Annotated in this window: 21 protein-coding genes; 6 read left to right on the forward strand and 15 right to left on the reverse strand. The window is 51.1% G+C overall.

Annotated elements, in window-relative coordinates; translation table 11 throughout:
• Positions 1-20: 20 nt before the first annotated feature.
• The 7 genes from AWR27_RS25720 to AWR27_RS07765 form a co-directional block, all read right to left on the reverse strand.
• The gene (locus AWR27_RS25720) at positions 21-779 is read right to left on the reverse strand and encodes a sensor histidine kinase (RefSeq protein WP_232326003.1); all 759 of its coding nucleotides are present in this window, start codon (positions 777-779) and stop codon (positions 21-23) included.
• Positions 698-1,387, reverse strand: coding sequence for a hypothetical protein (locus tag AWR27_RS25725; RefSeq protein ID WP_232326004.1), 690 nt, complete (start codon positions 1,385-1,387; stop codon positions 698-700). Before AWR27_RS25725 ends, AWR27_RS25720 begins: the two co-directional genes overlap by 82 nt.
• Before the next feature lie 22 nt (positions 1,388-1,409).
• Complete coding sequence (locus AWR27_RS07745) at positions 1,410-2,087, reverse strand: response regulator transcription factor (protein ID WP_077130656.1); 678 nt, start codon at positions 2,085-2,087, stop codon at positions 1,410-1,412.
• A 105-nt stretch (positions 2,088-2,192) separates the two neighbouring features.
• Positions 2,193-3,056, reverse strand: coding sequence for an Rpn family recombination-promoting nuclease/putative transposase (locus AWR27_RS07750; RefSeq protein ID WP_077130657.1), 864 nt, complete (start codon positions 3,054-3,056; stop codon positions 2,193-2,195).
• A gap of 371 nt (positions 3,057-3,427) precedes the next feature.
• Positions 3,428-4,009 (reverse strand): Swt1 family HEPN domain-containing protein, encoded by a 582-nt coding sequence (locus tag AWR27_RS07755; RefSeq protein WP_077130658.1) that lies wholly within the window; start codon positions 4,007-4,009, stop codon positions 3,428-3,430.
• Positions 4,006-4,650, reverse strand: a complete 645-nt coding sequence (locus AWR27_RS07760; protein WP_077130659.1) for a DUF5343 domain-containing protein — start codon at positions 4,648-4,650, stop codon at positions 4,006-4,008. The genes AWR27_RS07755 and AWR27_RS07760 overlap by 4 nt, the downstream gene beginning before the upstream one ends.
• A 469-nt stretch (positions 4,651-5,119) precedes the next feature.
• A complete protein-coding gene (locus tag AWR27_RS07765) occupies positions 5,120-6,094 on the reverse strand; it encodes a hypothetical protein (RefSeq protein WP_077130660.1) in 975 nt (324 codons plus the stop codon).
• Positions 6,095-6,508: 414 nt separating this feature from the next.
• Here AWR27_RS07765 and AWR27_RS07770 point away from each other — a divergent pair, with 414 nt between their 5' ends.
• Complete coding sequence (locus AWR27_RS07770) at positions 6,509-6,778, forward strand: hypothetical protein (RefSeq protein ID WP_157579173.1); 270 nt, start codon at positions 6,509-6,511, stop codon at positions 6,776-6,778.
• On the opposite strand, the gene cobA is transcribed toward AWR27_RS07770, so the two are convergent.
• The 3 genes from cobA to AWR27_RS07785 all read right to left on the reverse strand — a co-directional run bounded on the left by cobA (position 6,747) and on the right by AWR27_RS07785 (position 10,225).
• Positions 6,747-7,499, reverse strand: a complete 753-nt coding sequence (cobA, locus tag AWR27_RS07775) for a uroporphyrinogen-III C-methyltransferase (protein ID WP_077130661.1) — start codon at positions 7,497-7,499, stop codon at positions 6,747-6,749. The two genes, AWR27_RS07770 and cobA, sit on opposite strands and share 32 nt — an antisense overlap.
• A 96-nt stretch (positions 7,500-7,595) precedes the next feature.
• The gene (locus AWR27_RS07780) at positions 7,596-9,815 is read right to left on the reverse strand and encodes a nitrite/sulfite reductase (RefSeq protein WP_077130662.1); all 2,220 of its coding nucleotides are present in this window, start codon (positions 9,813-9,815) and stop codon (positions 7,596-7,598) included.
• Between the two features lie 161 nt (positions 9,816-9,976).
• Positions 9,977-10,225 carry a hypothetical protein gene (locus AWR27_RS07785; protein WP_077130663.1) on the reverse strand — a complete coding sequence of 83 codons (249 nt, stop codon included), beginning with the start codon at positions 10,223-10,225 and terminating at the stop codon, positions 9,977-9,979.
• Positions 10,226-10,327: 102 nt separating this feature from the next.
• Here AWR27_RS07785 and AWR27_RS07790 point away from each other — a divergent pair, with 102 nt between their 5' ends.
• The 3 genes from AWR27_RS07790 (at position 10,328) to AWR27_RS07800 (ending at position 15,753) form a co-directional block, all read left to right on the forward strand.
• Positions 10,328-11,362, forward strand: coding sequence for a tetratricopeptide repeat protein (locus AWR27_RS07790; protein ID WP_418346618.1), 1,035 nt, complete (start codon positions 10,328-10,330; stop codon positions 11,360-11,362).
• 242 nt (positions 11,363-11,604) lie between these two features.
• Positions 11,605-14,142 carry a DNA gyrase subunit A gene (gyrA, locus tag AWR27_RS07795; RefSeq protein ID WP_077130664.1) on the forward strand — a complete coding sequence of 846 codons (2,538 nt, stop codon included), beginning with the start codon at positions 11,605-11,607 and terminating at the stop codon, positions 14,140-14,142.
• 159 nt (positions 14,143-14,301) lie between these two features.
• Positions 14,302-15,753: a tetratricopeptide repeat protein gene (locus AWR27_RS07800; protein WP_077133866.1), complete on the forward strand. Its 1,452-nt coding sequence runs from the start codon at positions 14,302-14,304 to the stop codon at positions 15,751-15,753.
• Positions 15,754-15,999: 246 nt separating this feature from the next.
• On the opposite strand, the gene AWR27_RS07805 is transcribed toward AWR27_RS07800, so the two are convergent.
• Complete coding sequence (locus AWR27_RS07805; protein WP_077130665.1) at positions 16,000-16,485, reverse strand: helix-turn-helix transcriptional regulator; 486 nt, start codon at positions 16,483-16,485, stop codon at positions 16,000-16,002.
• A gap of 171 nt (positions 16,486-16,656) precedes the next feature.
• Positions 16,657-17,472 (reverse strand): 2,3,4,5-tetrahydropyridine-2,6-dicarboxylate N-succinyltransferase, encoded by an 816-nt coding sequence (locus AWR27_RS07810; protein ID WP_077130666.1) that lies wholly within the window; start codon positions 17,470-17,472, stop codon positions 16,657-16,659.
• A gap of 1,017 nt (positions 17,473-18,489) precedes the next feature.
• Here AWR27_RS07810 and gap point away from each other — a divergent pair.
• A complete protein-coding gene (gap, locus tag AWR27_RS07815) occupies positions 18,490-19,485 on the forward strand; it encodes a type I glyceraldehyde-3-phosphate dehydrogenase (protein ID WP_077130667.1) in 996 nt (331 codons plus the stop codon).
• Between the two features lie 90 nt (positions 19,486-19,575).
• Here the strand turns inward: gap and trmB are convergent, their stop codons facing one another.
• The 3 genes from trmB to AWR27_RS07830 are packed head-to-tail and all read right to left on the reverse strand — an operon-like array spanning position 19,576 to position 22,469.
• Positions 19,576-20,238 carry a tRNA (guanosine(46)-N7)-methyltransferase TrmB gene (gene trmB / locus AWR27_RS07820; protein ID WP_077130668.1) on the reverse strand — a complete coding sequence of 221 codons (663 nt, stop codon included), beginning with the start codon at positions 20,236-20,238 and terminating at the stop codon, positions 19,576-19,578.
• A 2-nt stretch (positions 20,239-20,240) separates the two neighbouring features.
• Positions 20,241-21,527: a bifunctional folylpolyglutamate synthase/dihydrofolate synthase gene (locus AWR27_RS07825; RefSeq protein WP_077130669.1), complete on the reverse strand. Its 1,287-nt coding sequence runs from the start codon at positions 21,525-21,527 to the stop codon at positions 20,241-20,243.
• Entirely contained in the window at positions 21,528-22,469 is a 942-nt protein-coding gene (locus tag AWR27_RS07830) for an energy transducer TonB (protein ID WP_077130670.1), read from the reverse strand. It abuts the gene before it with no gap.
• Positions 22,470-22,731: 262 nt separating this feature from the next.
• On the opposite strand from AWR27_RS07830, the gene menD reads away from it, so the two are divergent.
• A complete protein-coding gene (gene menD / locus AWR27_RS07835) occupies positions 22,732-24,465 on the forward strand; it encodes a 2-succinyl-5-enolpyruvyl-6-hydroxy-3-cyclohexene-1-carboxylic-acid synthase (protein ID WP_077130671.1) in 1,734 nt (577 codons plus the stop codon).
• Positions 24,466-24,581 lie beyond the last annotated feature (116 nt).

The raw sequence follows: 24,581 nt of genomic DNA on the forward strand, positions 1-24,581 counted from the left end.
TTGCTTAGAAGAACCTGAAATCAGCCCGGCAGCCTGACCCTGAACCGGGTGAGTGTACTGGTCTCTGACTCAACCTCGATGCTGCCCCGATGTAGCCGGACAATCTGGTCCACCAAAGCCAGGCCCACGCCGTAACCCCGCACCCGGTCGGCGGCCTGGTGGCTTCGGTAAAACGGCTCGAAGATGTACGGCAGGTCGGCATCGGGTATGGGTCGGCCATTGTTCTGGATGTCGATCTGTACGCTGGCTGGCGCAAAGCCAATGCGGAGGAGCGCGTGACCATCGTCAGAAAATTTACAGGCATTCTCGGTCAGGTTTTTCAGGGCCGTATACAGCAGGGGTCTATTGCCCGGCAGCGTCAGCCCGTCAGGGTCTTCGGGCAACGTCCCTAACTCGACCGTCACCCCGTAGCGTGGGTTGATACGCATCACCTCGTCGCGGATGTCCCACGCCAGTTCGTCGGCCCGTATTCTATCGGTAAGCAAACCGGCTGCGTCGTCCTGGCTCACCTGCGAGAGTTGAAGCAGTTCGTGGGTCAGGGCCGATACCTGACGCACGTCATCCAGCACCGAACGAATGGTTTGCCGGTAGACCTCCGGTTCGCGCTGATTCAGCAGACTCACTTCTAACTGCGAACTAATTTGGGTGAGGGGGTTCTTCAACTCGTGCGACACATTGGCAACGAACAGCCGCTGCATCAGAAATGACTCGGCCACCCGGTCGAGCAGCCGGTTGATCGTTGCCGACAGGCGGCTGATTTCGTCGGGTTGCGTTCGCACGCGCAGCCGTTCGTCGCGGTTTTGGGAAAGATATGGGCGAGTGTCTGGTCGATTTGCTGAACGGGCCGCAGCGCATCGCCCGCAAACAGCCTTCCGGCCAGTGCCGTCACGCCGATAATCAGGCCAAACAGTGCCGTCAGTGCCCACCGCAACCGCCAGAGAAATGCATCGCCGTATGTGTTCTGAGCACTGGCTATTACCACAAACTGACCATCGGGCGTGAGGTAGCGACTTGCCGACACGTAATATCCGTGCTGCCGAAAATCTTTTTGTTTACGTTGGCGGATGTCGGCCAGTACCGATGGCGTAATGGTGAGGGGGTGGGATTCGTGGGAGGAAAAGACCAGCGAATCACGCCCGTCGAAGGTTAGTATGTTCTGGTTCGGTAACTGGTCGCGCCGGATGCGGCTGAGTTGCCGAATGAGGTCGGCATCAAACCGGTGTCGAATAAGCATTTCACCCGTGGTAGCGGCTTTCCGGTCGAGTCTTCGGTAAAAATCCTGCGCGATAAAATACGAGCAGAAGGCATAGATACTCACGAACGCCAGCAGCAGGATGCTGGACACCAGAACCGTAAAGCGCAGGGTCAGGCGATCACGAATGGTCATAGTCGATCCGTCGGGTCAGGGCTTATTCCTCCTTAAACGTGTAGCCCATGCCAAATTGAGTATGAATGAGCTTTTTCGGAAAATCCCGGTCGAGCTTCTTTCGCAGGTAGTTGATATAGACCTCTACGACATTGGTGCCCGAATCGAAGTTGATGCCCCAGACCTGTTCGGCGATAGTCGGTTTCGACAGCACCCGCCCCTGGTTTCGCATGAGGTATTCGAGCAGGGCAAACTCGCGGGCCGTGAGGTCGATGGGCTGACCATCGCGGGTAACGGTCTTGGTATCTAAGTTCATCTCAACCCCGCCGTAACGAAGCATCTGGGCCGTCATCGACACCTGCGTTCCCCGTTTGGTGAGCGAACGGACCCGCGCCAGCAATTCGGCAAACTGAAAGGGTTTGGTCAGGTATTGGTCGGCTCCTGAGTCGAAGCCCATAATTTTATCATTCGTTTCACCCAGTGCCGTCAGCATCAGAATAGGCGTTGTCAGCCCCTCCGCCCGCAACTGGCGACACAGTTCGTAGCCGTTGATACCCGGCAGAATCAGGTCGGTTATAATGGCTGCGTAATTGGTTTTCAGGGCCAGCCGTTTGGCCAGCAGCCCATCATACGCTATATCGACCTCGAACTGACTTTCTTCCAGCCCCTGCCGAATGGCCTGGAGCGTTTTGGGTTCGTCTTCAACGACTAATAATTTCATACGCGTTCAATGCACAATGTCTATTCGCTGAAAACGTTGCGTACCTGACCTGCCCAAGCGGGGCGTTTCTGGTGTGAGCCGCACCCCGCCAACCTGTCGCACTTATTACTTGTTAGAAGCCAATTCTTGCTGAACTTGGAGCACAAAATCAACAGAAACGTCATTATCCTCCGCTATTTCTTCAATGGTGAGTTTGCCACGATTGAGTGCTCTTGCAACAGCTTTTGTTTTGATCTTCTGAATCTTCCTTTGCTCGTTCTTGACCGCCAGTGCATTAGCCGATATTGTCATTTCGTAGCTCAACCGCTGCTCTGGCGTCAACGCCCGCTTGTCCAACTCCTGAATCGCCACCTGCAACCACTCCTCATTCCAGAACGCCGGAAACTGCGTTGGTTCACTCACTTCATGGATCGTCTTCATCGTGTAAATCAGTTTATCCAAGTCGCTTTCAATTTCAACCAAGCCCTTGGTGAACTTGCCTAACTCTACTGTGATAAACGTCATCTGCTCGTCTATCAGTTCGTTATGCTGATTCTTTAGAACAGCAACGTTATGATAGTCAGCAACGTGCGAAAAAATACTGACTGATAAAATGCCGATGCAATAGATTTTAGGCAAGTCGTCAAACTCGTAATCACCTTTCCGAATTAGCGTGTTCAACCGATAGAACGCGTAAAATTTCATGCGTTGAATAAACTCCGGGTACTCACTCAACTGCATTTCGACGATGAACTGATTGCCTCGCTCGTCCTTACAAAATAGGTCATAAATCCCGCTTCGACTGTCGCGGGTTACACCTTTAATTTCGTTCTGGATAAACGTGACCTGATTAATTCCTACAGGTGAGTTGATCAGAGCCTGTAGAGCTTTTCTCAAAAAGCGGGTATCGGATTCGTTGCCAAAGGTAACGTTGAAACCATAATCGGAGACGAGGGGAATGAACCGCTCGTTATCATTGTACAAGTCCATGGGGTAAAGTTAGCTAAAAAGGGCCACCCAAGCGGGGCGTTTCTGGTATGAGCCGCACCCCGCCGAACGAGCAAAGACTTGACCTCTGGAACGCGCTACCTGTCGACAAGATGCTGACTTGCAACCACTTGATGAACCCACGCTCCCCGCTGGCATTGGGATGTCCTCAACTTGGCTCCGCAGGCGAGCAACCTGTCGCCCGAACGATGGCAGCGCAGAGCGGAACCACAGCTCACCGCAAACCCTCTTTCCTTTTAAGGGTATAAGAAATAAATTTCTTTTTCATGTCAAAATATGCAAAAGGTGTTGACTGTTGACATTCAAGTGATTGATTTTCAGCGTAAATAAGTATTTATATTTTGTGTCAAAAGTCATGCCCCAACCTGTTTAATCCAGTCTCTGATAAACATTCCTATCCTCTCTATGTCTTGATCAACCAACTCCCCACTGTGCATAATTACGTTTCGGGATCTTTCAATCGTTCTTATTATCTGTTCAGCCCACTCTTGGGAAATTATATAAGGTTGAAAGTCAATCCAGTTATTTTTGATGATAATAAACAAGTCACCAAACTCCGTGTAGTTAATAATGGAATCCCCTCTTGGGGTATGCCAACGTATTTTACTCTCCTCGAGCCGTCTGGATTCTGCCTTTTTCTTAATACCTTCCATTACTTTCAGTTCCCACCAATTCTCACCATGATTTTCTAAGAGTACGTTTGCTACAAATTTTCTAACCGTGTTTTCGAAGGCGCTTACACCTGTATAGACGATTGCCATTTTCCGGGCGGTCTTTACCAAGTCTTCATCAAGCTCATTAATACCCAAACTATTGATTATTTCTTGACCCTCTTGTGCAGTAAACGTTCGCTTCCTAATGCAAGAGGTTTTTTCAAGAGCATTTAACGTTAAGAGACCTCTAAAGGCAAAATTATATATTGGGTCAGTATTCATAAAAGATGTCGTTTTAAGCTCTCAAAAATTGCATCATAAACAGCTATATCTTTAGTTTCGGGTAGGTGAATCTGAATATTATAATGAAGTTCTGTATTTATAGACTTGTTTACTAAAGGCTGTAAATCGTGTTGCTCAAAGATTGGATTGTAAGAATTTTTGCTTTTTTCTTCTTGATTTATCTTGACCTCTGGCTCTTGTTTGACTAAGTTTTTAGTTTGCGTGAAATCTGCTATCTCACATAACGCCTTAAAAGTGTTCGCGGTCAATTGTAGAATTTTATCTGATGCTTTACCTTGAAGTATTGTCTTTAATTTGTTTTTTATATCGCTTATAGTCATCTCATTTGCTCTAATATTCAATTGAAATAAATCGCCGAAGGCTTCACGAATACTATCCGCAAGTATAAATTTTGATTGGGAGCTATCCAAAAACTGGAAATAACGATCAGTTGGAACGCTATTATTATCTATAAAACCGAGACCCTTCAACATTTTTATCAATAGCCTATCACTTGTACTTTTAAAGCCAAGTTGCTCTAAAAACTTAGTGGTGAATTTGGGAGGGGCTTGTGCATTCGCAATAGATTGCAAGAAATTGCCAAGATTTTTGGTGGTCATTAAATAAAAGTCGGCTATCATAAATATGGTCTGGTTTTATCGTTTATTGAGACGAACTCTGTGTATCTCAGAAGCTGATTAACTCATTTTGTTACTAAACTCAAAGTGCCTATTGTCGCACGGAGCTTGAAAATGGGAGCCTGAACTTGCCCAACAGGGGCGTGCGGACTGTCAGCCGAACGACGGAAATGAAAGCCCACCACTTGATTCACTCAGGCGTGCGCTTTGTCGCCCGAAAAACGGCCCACACGCAGCCCGACGGCCCCTGAGCCGTGCGACCTGTCACACGGAAAACCGAATACGCACAAGCCAAATGCTTGGACGGGCCACCCAACGCCCCCATGTGTTGATGGTGAGCAAGTTAGTTACCTGAACGCATGAACGCAAGACCTTTACACACATGGCTTCGTTGGGCTGTTCGCTCAACCTTGCGGCCCGCTTCCTGTCGCCCGAATCCCCGCCCATGCGGAGTGAAACACAGTACATACAATCACATCTGACTCTTTATTAGATCAGTTACAACGCTTGTTCCTACTTTTGTGGCAAAGTCGAAAACCCACTTACCTGCTGCGGTCAAATGCTTTATCAGTTTGCTGCCATTCTTTTCTTTGGCTGCGAGTTCAGCATTTGCGACTTCTCCAATAGCTTGGTAATGTTCTGGTGAGGTAGCATTAGGCAACAAGGCTTGGCGCAGTAAGGACAGTTCTTCTGCCAACTGTTCATAATTTAGATTGTCGGCGAGAGGGTTGTTCATTTGATTGAACGTATTACCGCTTGCCGAAGAATTTGGGCCAACTGCGCCTGCTTGATTCACATGATATTGGTCTCCCATATTATTGTGATAATGGTTGGTTACAAAAACTTGTTCTATCTGTTCAACTTCATCGTCAGAAGCCAACCATTTCCAAGCGTTTAGATGACCATAAAAAGGAACAGTTTTATAGTCATTGTACTCAGCATGAGAAAAAAAGACTTGTCGCTCATGAAATCTACAGTTTATATTGAAATCAAAGAACCCATAGCGGGAAGTGCATTCTACGTAAACGACAAATCTGTGCTTGTCATCATCTCTAAAAACATTCTTTGTAAACTCTCTCCCTTCACTTCGTGCGTCGGTAACATTTACATTGGTTGGTACGGCAAACTCAGGTAGGTATAAAGCGTAGTATGTCAGTTCTCCCCTTTGTGTTGGAACTCTTTGCCAAGTAGTCTTGAAGATATATTCAGAGCCTATTTTATAAAAATTATTTGCCGAAATCTTTACCTGACGACATGATGATTCTTTGGAATGGAATATAGTCTCGTACTCTTGGTCCATAAAGTAGAAAGGCCCTCTTCTCCTATGTGAATACTCATTGGGAAAAGCAACCCATAAATCCCCAATGCTATCATTAGCTTTAAGTTGAAATGATTTGGCTGTGCCGTCCCATTCAATCTGTTCGTGAATAATTGCGTGAATATTCATATCAATTTCCTTATCTAATGTTCGGTCTGATTTTTGCCCACCGAGCGAGAAGCGGACAACGCACGAAATCCGATTTTACCGTGTCAAATCAACTGTCCCTACCGGGGCGTTTACCCTGTCGCCAGGGAGCCAGACTATGAAGTCAAACACTTGACTAACAGGGGCGTTTACCTTGTCAACCAGAAGCTGGATGTTGAAGCCACCGGCCCGACCTTGCGGCCTGCACCCTGTCGCCCGGACACTGGACGTTGAAGCACTTTTTGAACCGTCCGCCCAACAAATCATTGTACGCAAAACTACGGAACTACAAACAGTTGATAATGAGTTAACAATAGTTCTGTAATATTGATTTGTTTTGTGGTGTTGCTGACTGCTTTGATAAAGAAAAAGGATTGGCATGACACGCACAAATTTATGCCTGCCAAATTAATTAAACGGTATGTGCAGCTACAAAAAGCTGTTCAACGAGTGTGGGATATTGACGGATATCCTACCTATTTTTTTGACGAGAAAGGGCAGCTTTATCGATTTACGGCACGGGGCGACGTGAAGCCGCTGCGCCGTACAGTGAAACGGTACACGCAGGGCTACACCCTGAAAAGCCGGTTTTATAGCTTGTCGCAGTTGAGACCAATGCTAAGGCGGCACGAGGTTATAAACCGCTCTGATTTACATGGGCTGTGACATGCTCCGTGACGTTCGGAAGTCCGGCCACTTCGCCGATTACAATGATGGCCGGGTTATCGATGCCCGCCTGTTCGGTACGGTCAACAATCGTGTCTACGCGGCCAACTACGGTACGTTGTTCAGGGAGGGTGCCGTTCTGGATAATGGCAACGGGCGTGTGGGCTTTACCGGCGTTGGTAAAAGCGGCCATGATTGCCGGGAGTTTGTGCATACCCATCAGCACCACCACCGTGGCCGACGATTGGGCGGCTAACTGTAAATCAGCCGAGAGCTTGCCGTCTTTGGTTGTACCCGTCACGACCCAGAAACTCTCCGACAGGCCGCGCGTTGTAAGCGGCACCCCCGCCGAGGCCGGTACGGCATAACTGCTCGATAGCCCCGGCACCACATCGACCAAGAGGCCATGTTGCCGGGCGTACGCCACTTCTTCGTAGCCGCGCCCGAACACGAACGAGTCGCCCCCTTTCAGCCGCACTACGTGGCCGTAGTGCCGGGCATAATGCACAATTAGTGGGTTAATGTCTTCCTGCATACACGAATACGCCCCCCGTCGTTTGCCCACATACACCTTCAGCGCGTCGGGGCGGCAGTACTCGAGCAGTTCGGGCGATACCAGTGCGTCATACATCACCACGTCGGCAGTGCGTAACGCCTTGATTCCCTTTACCGTTATCAAATCCGGGTCACCCGGCCCGGCTCCTACAAGTGTGAGTTTCATGTTGAATGATTGAATGATTGAGTGGTTGAATGATTGAGTGGTTGAATGGTGTGCGATAGTCTCATTCAATCATTCAACCACTCAATCACTCAACCATTAGCTATCCTGCGCCTGTACTAATTCGTGTAATTCGGGGGTGCCTTCGAGGGCAATCCGGGTTTCGCGCCAGGTTTCTACGGCTTGATGGAACTGCGCGGCCTGCGCCACAAACCGGCGGGCGAAGGCTTCCGACGGTTCCTGTTTGTTGATGCTGAATACCAGCGTTTTAAATTCGCCTTCTTCGGTATGAAAATCCGCTTCGCCCGCAAACGTCCGGTCGAAATCGTTTACGATGCCGTGTTGGGTGTTGGTTGGTACGTCGCGACTCATCAGCCCGGCTTTCGCGCTCGTAATGAACACGTTGTAGGCGTGGTAGAGCGCGTCGGCCCAGCGGCTGTCGGCGAGGGCTTCATTGGCCCAGCCGAGTTTTTCGGCGGCTTCGGTCAGGGTTGTTGCCACAAGGTCGATCAGTACGCTGGCGCACTCGCCAACGCCCACCTCCGTTACATACGCTTCCGTATGGTCCCAGTCGATGTAATCGCTGTCGATCAGCGTTTTGAGGTCGGCCAGCGGTTTCAGTAGCTGATAAAAATAGTTTTTCCCCTGCCGGGCGTAGTAGTCGCTGTAGTATTCGTCCTCGAAGGCGTTGGTCTCAAAATCGCGCAGCAGCGACCGTAATACGTCAGGCCCGCGTTTGCTGGGTACTTTAATCACCTTGTCGGCAATCAGCCCTTCGCCTTTGCCGTTGAAACCGCCACCCAGCAGCACCTGTAGGGCAGGCAGCACGTAGGCTCCGTTTTTGAGCGACGAGCCGTGGAAGCCGATGTTGGCTACCGAATGCTGACCGCAGCCGTTCATACAACCCGAAATCTTGATTTTGATGTCGTTGTTGTAAATGATGTCGGGAAACTCCTCGCGCATCATGGTTTCCAACGCCCTTGTGATGCCGTAGCTGCTCGAAATGGCGAGGTTGCAGGTGTCGGTGCCGGGGCAGGTCGTAATGTCGGCGGTGGTGTCGAAGCCCGGTTCGGCCAGCCCCAGCGCGTCGAGGGCGTCGAAAACGGCGGGCAGGTGTTCGGGCCGCACAAACCGCAGCAGATACCCCTGATTCACCGTTACGCGGATATCATCGGCGGCATACTGCTTCACGACCTGCGCCAGTGCCCGCGCCGTATCCGAATGCATGTCGCCCAGCAACACCCGCAACTGCACGGCATACCAGCCCGACTGCTTTTGCTCGAAGACATTGGTTTTCAGCCAGGCGTCGTATTTTAGTGATGAGTGCCGCAACGGATGTTGATGAGTGATGAGTGATGAGTGGACACCAACTGGTGAGGTGGACGGGGTCGAATGAGGATCATTACTCACCGTTGATTGCTCATCAACGTCCGTAACGTCCGTTGTGGCACTCATCACTGAAAACTGTTTGGTTTTCAAGGCTGGTGTTTCGTCTTCTACGCGCCGGAGCAGCTCGTCTAAGCCGATGTCGTTGAGGAGGTATTTCATCCGGGCTTTATGGCGTTTCTGGCGTTCGCCGTAGCGGTCGAATACGCGAATAACACCCTCGATGAACGGAATCACCCGCTCTTCGTCCAGAAACTCAAAGGCCGTCTGGGCCGGGAAAGGCTGTGCGCCCAAGCCACCGCCCAGCATCACTTTGAAGCCCCGCGTTTCGGTGCCATCGTCGTTCTGGCGGATGCGGGGTACCAGACCTACGTCGTGCATATACCCATAGGCCGAATCCTTTTCGCTCGATGAGACCGAAATCTTGAACTTGCGGCCCATGTCCTGACAAATCGGATTACGCAGGAAGTAGTCGAAAATGGCGTAGGCGTAGGGGGTAATGTCGAACGGCTCGTCGGGGTCGACACCGGCGCGGGCCGAACCCGTCACGTTTCTGACGGTATTGCCACAGGCTTCTTTCAGGGTTATGCCCGCGTCTTCGAGTTCGGCCCAAAGCCGGGGCGAGTCGGCGAGTTTTACGAAGTGAAGCTGAATATCCTGCCGGGTGGTGGCGTGCAGGTTGCCCGTCGCGTATTTATCCGACAGATCGGCAATGCGGATAAGCTGGTCGGCAGTGATGCGACCGTGGGGCAGTTTGATCCGAATCATCTGTACGCCCGGTTGCCGCTGTCCATACACGCCCCGCGTAAGCCTGAATTTTCGGAAGGCTTCATCGGCAATGCTGCCCGATTGAAACGAATTAATTTTCTGGTCGAGGTCGAGAATGTCGCGCCGGGCCGCTGCACTGACCTTGTCGCTGATCTGGATAGACATATAGTATAAAGTCTATAGAATTAATAGTCTGAAATACTAAACGAAACGCCGGAGAACAAGTCCGGCGATCAAATCGTTTTTTCAGGTGCAAGTATAAGCAAAAACCGCAGGGCTTCAGTTCCGGGGTGGGGGGTGATTTAGTAATAAGGTATAACGATTGGTTATAGCACACCATGCCGGTCAGCACTTTGTTGCCAATCCAGGTCCATATCCCGAAACCGTCCGGCCACCCGGCTCAGAAACGGCTCATCGAGCAGTAGCAGCACCTCGTCGGCACTGCTAACGTCCAGTTCGCTGATTTTATACGTCTGCTCATACGGGCCTGCTTCGATTTTGACAATATATTTGCCATTCCAGGCATACAAGCCAATCTTGAATTGCGGGTTGGGAATATCCTGTACGTAACGCATTTTTTAGTGAAAAATGAAAAGTGAAAAATGAAGAATGATCGTATGAGTGAGGGGAGGGGTAACAGCAGGCTAATGAATAGGCAGACCACAAAAATAGGTAGTGTGCACGCCAGTTTTGTGCTACTGGCACTTTTCACTTTTCATTTTTCACTTTTCATTAGTAGTTGCAGGCGAGACAACGATGAAGCGGCTCAGTTTTTTCTGCGGGGGAACGTGCAGCTTCAGAAGCGGGAGTACCGCGAAGCCATTCGGTTCTATACCGAAGCACTCGACAAAAAGCCCGACTTTGCCGATGCCTACAACAATCGGGGGTTAGCTAAATTCCGCAACGATGACCGCGAGGGTGCCTTAGCCGACTACACCCGCGCCATCGACACCGATCCTGATTTTGGGGCAGCCTACCTGAACCGGGCTGAAGTGCGGCTCGAAACAGGTGATGTTACTGGTAGCCTGGCTGATTTACAGCGCATTGCCCGTGAATACGCCGACTCGTCGTTTTATCAGGTGCGGCTGGCCGATACCTACGTGCGCCTGAATCAGCCCGCCCCCGCACAGGCCGCCTACGACCGCGCCCTGCAACTCGACCCCAAAAACGTAGAAGCCCTGACCAACCGGGGAGCTTTGTTTTTCGGTCAGAAAGCCTATGAACCTGCCGAACAGGATATCCGCGAAGCACTCCGGCTCAACCCGAAACAGGATGCCGCTCTGAACAACCAAAGCCTGCTCATGGCCCGTCGGGGGCAGTATGCCGAGGCACTGGCTTTTGTGGAGCGGGCACTGGCGATGCAGCCTAATCAACCGTATTATCTCAATAACAAAGCGTACCTGCTGCTGATGCTCAACCGCCCTGGCGAGGCCCTGCCCCTGATCGAAGAATCGCTCCGGCGCGACGATAACAACGCGTGGGCGTATCGAACCCAGGGTGTCTACTACCTACAGCAGCAAAAGCCTGCTCAGGCCCTGACGGCGTTTCGCCGGGCCGAGTCGCTCGACCCGGCGGTCGATGCGCTGTATTATTATATCGGTATGGCCGAGCGGGCCGGTGGTAACGTCCGGGCTGCCTGCGATGCCTGGCAGCGGGGGGCATCGGTCGGTGACGTGCAGGCGGCAGCCGAACGCGAAAAGCAGTGTTCGTAAGTAGTTGAAACGGGTATCTTATGCTTGAAATAGAATTGTATTTCAGATAGAATATAGTATCGGTGTAAACCAGACGCGGACAAGCCGTATGACGACCCGCGATTTGTTGAGATAACGCTCTTTTGCGTCCATTTGCTGATTCGTTTTCATATATCCCGAATTTTTTGTATATTTGTCTACAACGTGGCGTGTAGCCAACAGACGCGTCTGAATTGTAATTTTTTGCGAAACCCCTTGTCATAATGGCGGAAGAAACTCCCGACCTCGAATCGCCCAGTAACATCATTCCCATTAACATTGAGGACGAAATGCGCGGTGCCTACATTGACTATTCAATGTCGGTTATTATTTCCCGTGCCCTGCCCGACGTGCGCGACGGCCTGAAGCCCGTACACCGCCGGGTGCTCTTTGGAATGGCTGAACTGGGCGTCAATTACAACAAACCACACAAAAAATCAGCCCGTATCGTCGGCGAAGTACTTGGTAAATACCACCCCCACGGCGACTCGTCGGTCTATGATACAATGGTCCGCATGGCTCAGGACTGGTCGCTGCGGTATCCGCTTGTAGACGGGCAGGGTAACTTCGGCTCCATCGATGGCGATTCGCCGGCGGCCATGCGGTATACCGAAGCGCGTCTGAAGCGGATTGCCGAGGAACTGCTGACGGATATCTACAAAGAAACGGTTGATTTTCAGCCCAACTTCGATGATTCGCTCGAAGAACCGAGTGTGATGCCGGGCCGACTGCCCAATCTGTTGCTCAACGGTTCGTCGGGAATTGCCGTGGGAATGGCTACCAACATGGCCCCACACAACCTCACGGAAGTAGTGGATGGTATTACCGCTTATCTCGACAATAACGACATCACCGTTGAGGAACTGATGCAGTATGTGAAGGCTCCCGACTTCCCGACGGGCGGCACCATCTACGGCATGGAAGGGGTGAAGTCGGCCTTTAAAACGGGCCGGGGCCGGGTTGTGATCCGGGCCAACGCCACCATCGAAGAAAACCGGGGCAAAACGCAGATCATCGTCTCGGATATTCCGTACATGGTCAATAAGGCGGTGATGCTCGAGAAGACCGCCGATCTGATCAATGAGAAGAAGATAGAAGGTATTTCGGCCTTCCGGGATGAGTCGGACCGCGACGGGCTGCGGGTCGTGTATGACCTGCGAAAAGATGCCATCGCGAACGTTGTCCTGAACAATCTCTACAAGCATACGGCCCTGCAATCGTCGTTCAGCATCAACAACGTCGCGCTCGTGAAAGGGCGTCCGATGGTGCTGAACCTGAAAGACATGATGCGGTATTATGTCGAACACCGCTTTGAGGTTGTTACCCGCCGAACCCAGTACGAACTCCGTGAAGCCGAGAAACGGGCACACATCCTCGAAGGGCTGCTCATCGCGCTCGATCACATTGATGCCGTGATTAACCTGATTCGCTCATCGCGTGATGCGGAGATTGCCAAAACCGGCCTGATGGATCAGTTTAGCCTGAGTGACGTGCAGGCGAAAGCGATTCTGGAGATGCGCCTGCAACGCCTGACCGGTCTCGAGCGTGATAAGCTACAGGCTGAGTACGACGAGCTGATGGCTGAGATTACCGACCTGAAAGCCATTCTGGCGAGTGAAGAGCGGAAGCGGCAGGTTATCAAAGATGAACTTGCCGACATTCGCGCCCGCTACGGCGACCCGCGCCGGACCCAGATCAACCCGCTCGGCGATGGCAACATCAGCGATCTCTCGCTGATTGCCGACGAAGACATGGTGATTACAATCTCGCACGAGGGCTATATTAAACGTACGCCAACGACCGAGTACCGGGCGCAGGGTCGGGGAGGAGTGGGGGCGAAGGCCGCTGCTACCAAAGAGGAAGATTTTACCGAGCACCTCTTTACGGCCACCATGCACAATACGCTGCTGGCGTTTACCCAGAAAGGGCGGCTGTACTGGTTGCCGGTCTACGAACTGCCCGAAGGCTCGCGCATCTCGAAAGGGCGTCCGTTAGCCAATTTTATCAACATCGAATCCGATGATAAAGTCCGGGCGGTAATCAACGTAACCGACCTGAAGAACGAAGACTACATCAACAATAACTACATTGTGATGTGTACGCGGCAGGGTACGATTAAGAAAACCATGCTCGAAGCGTTCTCGCGACCCCGCCAGAACGGCATCATCGCCATTACGATTGATGAGGATGATCAGCTCATCGGCGTGTGCCTGACCAATGGCGACAATCACATCGTCATCGCGTCGAGTGCCGGGAAAGCCGCCCGTTTCCATGAAAGCCGGGTGCGTCCGATGGGGCGTACAGCCGCTGGTGTCCGGGGTATCTCGCTCGATGAAGACGATCCAACCGACCATGTTATTGGTATGGTATGCATCAGTTCGCCGGACGCGCAGTTGCTGGTGGTTTCCGAAAAAGGCTATGGCAAACGGTCCGACATCGACGAATACCGGATCACCAACCGGGGTGCCAAGGGCGTGGGTACGCTGAAAGTAACGGAAAAAGTGGGTCGGTTAGTGGCCGTACTCGACGTAGCCGACAACGATGATCTGATGATCATCAACAAATCGGGCATTGCCATTCGCACGCCCGTGTCGGCCATCAGCGTCATTGGTCGCAACACGCAGGGGGTTCGCCTGATTAGTTTGCGTGATGGAGACGAGATTTCGTCGGTCACAAAGATCAGGCAGGAAGAAGGCGAGGAGGGAACCGGTTTGGATGAATCGTCCGAACCCATTGGCGAAGTTGACGCGCCGGTAGACTAAACGACCTGTGCAATTCGTTGTCTTTTTAGTTACTTGAGCCACTGATCGTACCATAGGGGATGGGTCAGTGGCTCAAACAATTTCGGTTAGGTCATGCATATACGGATTGATTCTGTATTTTCGTTCCTGAAAACAAAACACAACAACCCCAATTTACACATGAGATCAGTTTATTTCGGTCTGCTGGCGTGTTTCCTGACAGTAGGAGTACAGGCGCAGAACCAGGACGGGGCAGCAAATGCATTGGACAAAGCTGCCATGGAAGCCGTTCAGAAAGACAAGGAGAAGAGCGATAAGGATATTCAGGATGCCAAAGCATCGGCCAAAGCCAGCACCTGGCTCGACCGCGCCAAGACGTACCAGAGTATTGCCGGTCAGTACATCCGTATCGATTCGGCGGCTGCGACCAAGTCGATGGAAGCCTTCAATAAAGTCATCGAATTAGACAAGGATAAGAAAGGCGGGCCGGGTCGGCTGGCTAAGGAAGCCCAGGAAGCTTTGACAGGAACAGCCATGTATGGCGCGTTCATGCAACAGGGGGTAGCTAAGTTCCAGAACAAAAATTACCCCGATGCCATCAAGTCGATGAGTATTGCCGGGGAAATAAACCCGAAAGATACGCTGGCTCCGCTCTACACGGCCATTGCGGCCCAGCAGGTAAAGGACAATGCCACCGCGAAGACCCAGTTGGAAAAGTACATCACGGCGGGTGGCCGGGATGCGCAGATTTACGGCTCACTGGCAATGCTGTACCGCAGCGACAACGAGATGGATAAGGCCCTCGCAACGCTCGATAAAGGACTGGGGCTACAGCCGAATAACAAAGATCTCTCGAACGAAAAAATCAACATTTACTTAGCCACCAACCGGATGGAGGAAGCCATCAACGGCGTAAAGGCATTGGTAGAGAAAGACCCGAACAATACCCAGAATCTGCTGAACTTAGGTTTGTTGTACGACAACGGTGCCGGTAAACTGACAGATGAAATCCGTAAACTGAGCGACGAGACAAAAAAAGGATCAGACCTGACGAAGAAAGTGGCCGATGCCAAAGCCGTTCAGGAAACATACGCTGGTGAAATTACCCGCCTGAGTGGTCTGATCAAAAAACAGCCGAAGAATGCTGATTTGAAGCGTCAGTTGGCCGACGTGCAAAAGCGGCTGGCCGAGCAGAAAACCGAGGTAGCTTCGTTAGAAGCACAGGCGAAAGAAGAAGCGGCTAAAAACACAAACGTAGCCGACAACGAGAAGAAACTGGCCGATTTGCGGAAGCAGCAGGCTGAGCAGAAAGCAACGGCTAAAGGCTATTACGAAAAAGTATTGTCGATTGAGCCAACCAACTACGATGCGAATTTCAACATGGGCGTGTATTATTACAACGAAGCCGTTGAGATGAAAAAAGCCGTTGACCGCATGAGTATGGATGAGTACAACAAGAAAGGTAAGGAAATCGACGGTCAGGTGTGCGGCAAGTTCCAGCAGGCACTACCTTACTTTACGAAAGCAAAAGCTGTGAAAGATGAACCCGATCTGAATGAGAACCTGACGAATCTTCAGAATATTTTAAAGCAGTATGAGGAGCGTAAGATTGTTTGTGTAGAGAGCAAATAAGTAAGGAAGTAATAAGGCCGGAACTTTGCCCGGCCTTATTCATAACTAAACAACTTAACATAATATAAATTATAAAACAAAATAAACGCTTTAATCCACACGCTTTTCCACAAGTTATCCACGTGGAACACTAAAGTATTGCTTCACAGATAGTTAGGTAAAAACCGCCCTGTATCGACCCAGAAGGGCTTTTTGCCGCTGATATGATCTATGATAACCTACCTATATCATCGCTAAATCACGTAATTATTTATCAGGCATGTACTCGCGGAATGACCCGTCGGTATAAAAAACGAGAATCCGCTCAACTCGTTTTTCGGCGATTGCTGCTGGTGCGGTTGTCTCCGGATTAAAATCAGCCGGTGTAGCCGCCATCATAACGGGTGGGATTTCGCTGCGCTGTACCCGTGTAACAGCAGGCTGTACTGCGGGTTGTGGTGACTGCACTTGTGGATGTGGATACGGATATGCCGTTGCTGGCGTCGGCACACGATTCATACCCGGCACGCGTCCCGAATAAGCAGATGCCGCTGGCTCCTCTTCCATAATCCATTCATAGCCAAGATCCGGAAACCGACGAATAATTTTCTGGATGATGTCAAAACTTGGTCGGTTGCGCCCGGATAAGATGTGTGAAATACTCGACCGCTGAACGCCTATTTCATCTGCGAAATAGGAAGGAGTCAGATTCTTATCGATAAGGATCTGTTTAATCTTGTCATTGATGTTCATAAGGAAATAGGTAGTTGAACAAGACAAATTTAAACAGAATAATTGAATTGCGATATATCAATGTAAAATATGAGATAAATGTAAATAATGTAACAAAGTAAATGACGTTAGTAAATCAACAAACATAGTTTACAAACGCCGATTCACAATATTATGTAAATCGGCGTTTGTTTACACGGATACACTGTTCTCGCGCAGGGCTTCATTCAACGACGTTTTCAAATCGGTCGATTCTTTTCGTTGCCCTATAATCATAGCGCAGGGAACAGCATACTGCCCTGCCGGAAATGTTTTTAGGTAACTACCTGGAATGACAACGGAGTTAGCAGGAACAAATCCTTTATACTCTACGGGCGTTTCTTTAGTAACGTCAATGATTTTAGACGAGCCGGTGATGGTAACGCCTGCACCCAGCACGGCACGTTTCCCAATTCGGGCACCTTCTACTACAATGCAGCGAGAACCAATGAAGGCACCATCTTCGATAATGACGGGTGCTGCCTGAGCCGGTTCGAGAACCCCTCCTATGCCGACGCCACCACTCAGGTGTACGTCCTTACCGATCTGAGCGCAACTCCCAACGGTTGCCCAGGTGTCTACCATAGTACGTTCGTCAACGTAGGCTCCGATGTTGACATACGATGGCATGAGTATAACCCCCGGTGCCAAGAACGAGCCAATCCGGGCTACGGCTGGTGGCACAACCCGAACGCCAGCCGTAACGAAATCAGACTTTAACGGAATCTTGTCGTTGTAGTGAAAAATCCCCACTGTCTCGGGCTGCATCTGGCGACCAACGAAATAAAGCAGAATCGCTTTTTTCACCCATTCGTTTACGGTCCACTCCGCTCCTTCTTGTGCTGGTGGCGACGCTACACGAAGTTGGCCGCTATCTAATTGATTTATTACGTCCTGGATAATCTCCGTTGACCGGACATCTTTAAGTAAGCTACGATCTTGCCAAATGGCCTCAATTTGTTCAATCATTATGGTGAAGTAAAGGTTTAACAATATGATATAACTACCTGAAAAATAGCAACTTATAATTTCTTACAGAATAATATTCGGTTTGCTGCCTATTAATTGTAGAGGTGGTGTTTCTGCTTACTCAAAGATACTACATGGCATCTATACTTGAAATACATTCCGATCTTTTTTTATAGAAACGCTCTCTCACTTGTTCATACGAACTACACTACACTATAAACTGCAAATTTCGGGCCATTTTGATAGTATCTCGTTCGTATCAAAAATACTGATTTTTCGGCTTGGTCGGAACTTGTCCAGTCCCCACCCCTTGTATATATGCATTGAGCAGCCGCTTTAATTTCTTGGCTGAGTAGACTGTATCGTATGATCTGCTGGGCTACGAAGTTGGCAGTGATACCATGCTATAGTAAGGACAGAAAGAAGCTTAGGCTAAAGGATCAGGTTGGTTGAAAGGTGTCAAACTATCCCAACAACATCTCAGTATCAATTATGGTATCGTGCTATTTAGCCAGGGATTTTAAGCAAATTGAGGAAGAATCTGGGTTGAAATAATGCCTCACTCTCGTTCGAGGTATTTAGTGCTATTGAGACTAACTTAATCTATGATACGGTTGGTACCAGCAAAGATTTAGTACAGCAGTATAGTTCGCGAGTAAATACGGCTGGAGTATGTGCAAGATAGCACATCTCTCCTACTTGCTTTTATACCATAGAAAAGGATCATAGATTTAGCTAATGTGTATTCTTTAGTTTTTGTTTCTTTTGTATAGTGCCATTACTGGTGCCAATCTATTTTAGTAATTGTAGTAAAATAGGTGCTTAAAACTAATTCCTTTAGTATAAATTACTAACAATGCTAAATATAGTTAGTAAAATTAACACAAAATACTAAGATAGTCTACTATTTACTAATACTATTAGCTTTTTTTACTATCATTTTACTAAAAATACATCCTATGTGGTGCCGACTACTATTACGTATATTTGACCCGAAATTAAACCATCCTGTAATTCATGGAAAAAATTCGTGTTGCCATCAATGGCTTTGGTCGTATCGGTCGTCTTTCGTTCAGAAAGCTACTGGAAAAGGAAAACATCGAGGTTGTTGCTATCAACGACCTCACCGACAACGCTACGCTGGCTCATCTACTGAAGTATGATTCTGTCCACGGTCGGTTTGCCGGCGAAGTAACGTCAGACAATGAAAGCCTGACCGTGAACGGCGTTCGTATCAATGCCTACGCCGAACGCGATCCCAAAAATCTCCCCTGGAAAGACCTGAGTATCGATGTTGTTCTGGAATCGACGGGCCGTTTTGTTGATGAAGCAGGTGCCGGTATGCACTTGCAGGCTGGTGCTAAAAAAGTAGTTATCTCAGCACCGGCCAAAGGAAACATTCCTACCGTTGTTATTGGCGTCAATGATGACACGCTGACGGGCGAAGAAACCATCGTCTCGAATGCATCCTGCACAACCAACTGCCTGGCACCAATGGCCAAAGTACTGGACGATCTTTTCGGTATCGAAAAAGGGTACATGACAACGATCCATGCCTATACCGCCGATCAGAATTTGCAGGACGCTCCTCACTCCGACCTGCGCCGGGCACGGGCAGCCGCTCTGTCAATTGTACCAACTTCAACCGGTGCTGCTAAAGCAGTGGGGCTGGTGTTACCCCAGTTGAAAGGCAAACTCGACGGAAACGCTATGCGGGTACCAACCCCCGACGGCTCACTCACGGATTTGACCGTTGTGCTGAAACGCGAGGTTTCTGCCAGCGAAATCAATGAAGCGATGAAACAGGCTTCGGAAACTACTCTGAAAGGGATTCTGGAATACACTGTTGATCCAATCGTATCAATTGACATCATTGGCAACCAGCACTCCTGCATTTTCGACTCGAAGCTGACTACCGTAAATGGGAATCTGGCAAAAGTTGTCGGCTGGTACGATAATGAGTATGGCTACTCAAGTCGTGTCGCTGATTTGATGACAATGCTATTTAAGTAGGTAAACAATGTGATTTACATAAGTATTGTTATCTATGTAAATCAAAGTAGTTGAACAATATAAATCACATAAATAAACAGGTACGATTTGTTAAATCGTACCTGTTTTACTTTGTAAATAGTTAATTGTAAATCCCTTATCGAAGAACAGTTGTTCGTATTTTGTTTTGATACCGAAGTGAATTTCGTTCAAGGGTGAGTTATACAAGTCAGTTGTTGATTGTAAACTACCACCCATGTGTTCCCGAATAGTTTCTAAGCTATACGCAAAGAGGTCAGGACTGTCCGTTTTCAAATGTAACGTGCCGCCGGGCTTGAGCAGTTGTTTATATATGCTCAGAAAGCGGGGGTGTGTCAGTCGATGCTTCTCCTGTCTGGGGCGCGGCATTGGATCAGGAAAGGTGATCCATATTTCATCTACCTCCCCCGTCGTGAAAAATTCAGTCAGGTAATTTATATCTGTCCGCAAAAACGCTACGTTCGTTAATCCCAATTGTTCGGCAGCTTTAGAACCACGGGCAATCCGGTCTCCTTTTATATCGACCCCGATAAAGTTTTGCTCAGGAAATGCCTGGGCCAGCCCAACTGTGTATTCGCCCTTTCCACAGGCTAATTCAAGGACGATGGGATTTGTATTGCCAAAATAGTCGGTTCGCCAGTTTCCTTTGATGGTTTTATACAGTGGTTTACCTAATTCCAATACAGTGGAGCTTTCGGCATTGTGCTGAAAGCGGTGTAGTTTACGACGGGTCACGGTTATAAATCAGTTAATTCGGCAACAATGAAATTACTCCCGGTGATCAGGATTAGATCATCGGGCTGGGCGTTCTGCAACGCGGATTGATACGCACTGTTTACATCAGTATAGCTCTCCCCTGTCAGGCCCAAATCACGCAGTTCGGTTTGCAAATCCGAAGCAGCCAGCGAACGGGGCGTATGCGCCTGACAGCAATAATACCGGGCGTTGACGGGTAGTATTTCGTAAATCCGATGCCGGTCTTTATCCGCTACAAAGCCAATCACTACGTGCAGGTCGTTGTAGATGAGGGTCTGTACGGTTGTAAACAGGGCGGCCAGGCCAGGCTGGTTGTGGGCGGTATCGGCAATAACGCGCGGCTGATGCCGAAGCGTCTGAAACCGGCCTTTTAATCCCGTTAATCCAACTACGTTGGCAACAGCCCGCTGAACAGCCAATGCCTCAACGGGCAAAGCAGGCTGTAGGATAGCAACGGTAGTTAAGGCAGTACGCAGGTTGGAAAGCTGATAAATGCCGGTCAGATCAAGGGTGTACACCTGCTCGGGGGCATCCGTCGGGCTGACCCGCACCTGTCGACGCCCGTTGTGAACCCCTTCGTCGGCAACGCCCATTCGCTGCTCACTGCGAATGAGTGGGGCGTTGGCGGCTGTGGCTACGTCAGTAAATACGGGCAGGGTGTCGGGGTGGGTTTCGCCGATGATAACCGGAACACCGGGCTTGATGATGCCAGCTTTTTCGCGGGCAATTTGCGGCAGGGTGTCTCCCAGTACGTCCATGTGGTCGAACCCGATGTTAGTAATGACCGATGCCAGCGGGGTAATTACGTTGGTCGAATCGAGCCGACCGCCCAGCCCTACTTCGATAATCGCCACATCGACGGCCTGCCGGGCAAAATAGTCGAACGCCATGGCGACCGTCACTTCAAAAAAAGACGGTTCAACTGCCTCGATCAGCGACTGATGCTGCGTCACAAAAGCCGCTACCTCAGCTTCGGCAATGGGCTGACCGCTGAGCCGGATGCGCTCGGTAAAGGCTTGCAAATGGGGCGAGGTGTACAAACCCACCCGGTAGCCCGCCGATTGGTAGATAGCGGCCAGCATGTGGGCGGTGCTGCCTTTGCCGTTTGTTCCGGCCACGTGGATGCTACGAAACCGATGCTGCGGATTGCCTAAAGCATCGCACAGCCGGAGGGTGTTACCCAACCCCGGTTTGAGTGCCTTCGGACCGATGCGATGAAAAACGGGGAGCCGACTGTAGAGGTAGTCGAGTGCTTCCTGGTACTGCATTTACTTCGAGGTAATGATAAACGTAATCGTGCCGGTGGCCGTAGGGGGCGTTGCTCCGCCTTTGGGCCGCAGCCGCAGCCGCTGTACGGCTTTTCGGTAAACATCCACCACGGCGGGGCTGACAGTGGTTTGCATGGTGCGAACGTTCACAATGTCGCCACCGGCGTCTACTTTAATCTGAAAAACGATTTTACCCGTTTCGTCGGAGTCGTCGTTTACGCTGGGGCGACCGGCAAGCGACCAGCCCGATACGTCGAAGGCAACGCCCGTGGCGGCTCCGCCGGGGGTGCCATAAAGGGCTTTGGCGTCGATTTTGCCGTTGGGATTTCCTTTGTCGCCTACTCCGCTGGCATCATCGCCGTTGTTGTTGCCACCCGTGCCGCTGGCTTTGCCGACGGTTCCGTTGGAGCCACCCCCACCCGACGACTTTTTGAACAGCGCGTCGGAATTCACCGTTTCCACCTTCCTGGGGGGCGTTGGCGGGGCCGGGCGTTCGGCGGGGGTGGTTGGCTTCGTGGTCGATACCCGCTTCGGTTCGGGGCGTTCGGGTTCGCTGACGGGGCTTTCGGTCTTGCTGGTAATGACCGGCTTCTCGGTAGCGGTTTTAGCCGTTTTTACGTTTTCGACCTTCGGCACGGGCGTCGGGGTAGCCCGTTCGGGCCGGGGGGTGGTGTTGCGCTCCGGGTTCGGGCGTTTATCGGCGGCTTTGACGTTTTCGGGATTGGGCGAGTCAGAGGCTTTGTTATAGGTCTGGATTCGCCCGCTGCCCCGCAGGTCGGTGCCGAAGTTTACCTCCACAAACTGAATGGGGGGCGGGTTGGGAATGGTCTGCGAGAGCCGAACCAGCAATAGCACTGTCAGCAGCACTAAGGTTAGCACGACTGCACCCACGAACGACTTGACGCGGATTTCTTTTTCGTTCTCAAACGTGATACGATTCATACGGGAACACGGATAGTACGGATTGAGCGGATCAACACGGTTTTTTTAGTAAACGCTGGAGCCGTCCGTATCGTTTGTTTAGTCTGGGGATTCCTCGCGCAGACACCCGCGCCGGCTGGCTTCGTTTGAAACAAAATAACACAAAATTTATGGTTACGGCCCAATCCACTATTTTTGCCCGCCGTTGACCCCATCGCTGACCACGCTTGCCTGCTGCCGTTGCGGTTTATCCTGGTAATCCTGTAAATCCTGTCCGACATACATGCCCGTTCTGCAACCTATTGTCAATATCGCTGAATTGCTCGTTCAACAGGGCATCACCGACGTGGTGGTATCGCCGGGTTCGCGCTCGGCTCCGCTGACGCTGGCGGTGGCGCGGCACCCCCGGCTGCGGGTGCGGGTTATGGCCGATGAGCGGTCGGCGGGGTTTGTGGCCCTCGGTATGGCGCAGCAGAGCAGGCGGGCCGTGGCCGTTATCTGTACCTCCGGCAGTGCGGTCTATAACTTAGCTCCGGCGGTGGTGGAAGCGTATTTTCAACAGGTGCCGCTGCTGCTGCTGACCGCCGACCGGCCCCACGAATGGCTGTACCAGCAGGATGGACAAACCATCGACCAGCCCCGGCTGTTCGGCGCGCACGTTAAACGCAGTTACGACCTCCCCGCCGACTATACCCACGCCGATGCCCGCTGGTTTATCGAACGCTCGATCAATGAAGCCATTCTCTTCAGCCAGCAAACCCCCGCCGGTCCGGTTCATGTGAACGTGCCCCTGCGCGAACCGTTTTACCCGGCAGCCGACGAAGCGTTCCGGTACGAACCCGTCCGCACGATTGACTGGCTGCGGACCGAGGCTACGCTGCCCGCCGAAATCTGGCACCGGCTGCTGACCGAGTGGGAACGGAGTGAACGGACGCTGATTGTGGTGGGACAACACCCGCCCGACCCGGCCCTGCTGACGGTGTTGCAGCAAATCAGCGACGAACTGGGGGTGCCGGTTGTGGGGGAGATTACCAGCAACCTGCCCCGCAACGACCTGTTTATTACCCAGACCGATACCCTGCTGGCCGGACTGACGCCAGACGTGGCTGAAGCACTGCGGCCCAACCTGCTCATTACCCTCGGCAATTCGGTGCTGACCCGGAATCTCAAAACGTTTCTGCGGCAGTATCCGGCCCGCCAGCACTGGCACCTGACCGAAAACCCCGACCGGCTGACCGATGCGTTCCAGAGTCTGACCACCCTTATTCCGGTGTCGCCCCGGCTGTTTCTGGAAAAACTGTTCGCCGACCTGGATTACCAGCGGTTTTTGCAGGGCGACGATGACGACGATTCGGAAGGATTCGCCTTTCGGCAACACTGGCAGCGCGCCGACAGGCAGGCACGGCGGCTGGTGCAGCAAACCGTTTTCGGCCCCGATGTTCCATTCACCGACTGGTCGGCTACGGCGCGGGTGCTGGAAGCCCTGCCCGCTAACTCGGTGCTGCATCTGGCTAATAGTATGCCGGTACGTTATGCCAACCTCTGCGGGGTAGATGCCCGCCAGCAAATCAGCGTATACGCCAACCGGGGCGTCAGCGGCATCGATGGGTGTTTGAGCACCGCCGTAGGAGCCGCCCTCCAGACCGACCGGTTAGTGACGCTGCTGACAGGCGACGTTGCCTTTTTCTACGACCGCAACGCGCTGTGGTCGGCACCAGTGCCACCCAATCTGCGGGTCGTGCTGCTCAACAACGACAGCGGGCATATTTTCAGGATGATCGACGGCCCCAGCCGACAGCCGGAATTAGAAACGTATTTTGAAACCCCCCACGGCTATACCGCCCAACGCACTGCCGCCGACGCCAGCCTGAGCTACCGGGCGTGCGATAACGTAGATGAACTGGCTTCCCTCCTCCCCGACTTTTTCCTGCCCGGCGATCAGGCGAAACTGGTAGAAATCAAAACCGACAAATTGGCGAACCAACACCAGTTCGCAACCTACAAAGCGAGCTTTTGACGTTACCACCGCACAGCCTGCCCGACGCGTCGTTCGCTGGAACACAATAACTAAAACTACAGTTATAGTTATTGTGTTTTGTCCATTCGTAGAATCTGGATAAAGGATTTGCTGAC

The organism is Spirosoma montaniterrae, from assembly GCF_001988955.1.
Lineage (GTDB): Bacteria > Bacteroidota > Bacteroidia > Cytophagales > Spirosomataceae > Spirosoma > Spirosoma montaniterrae.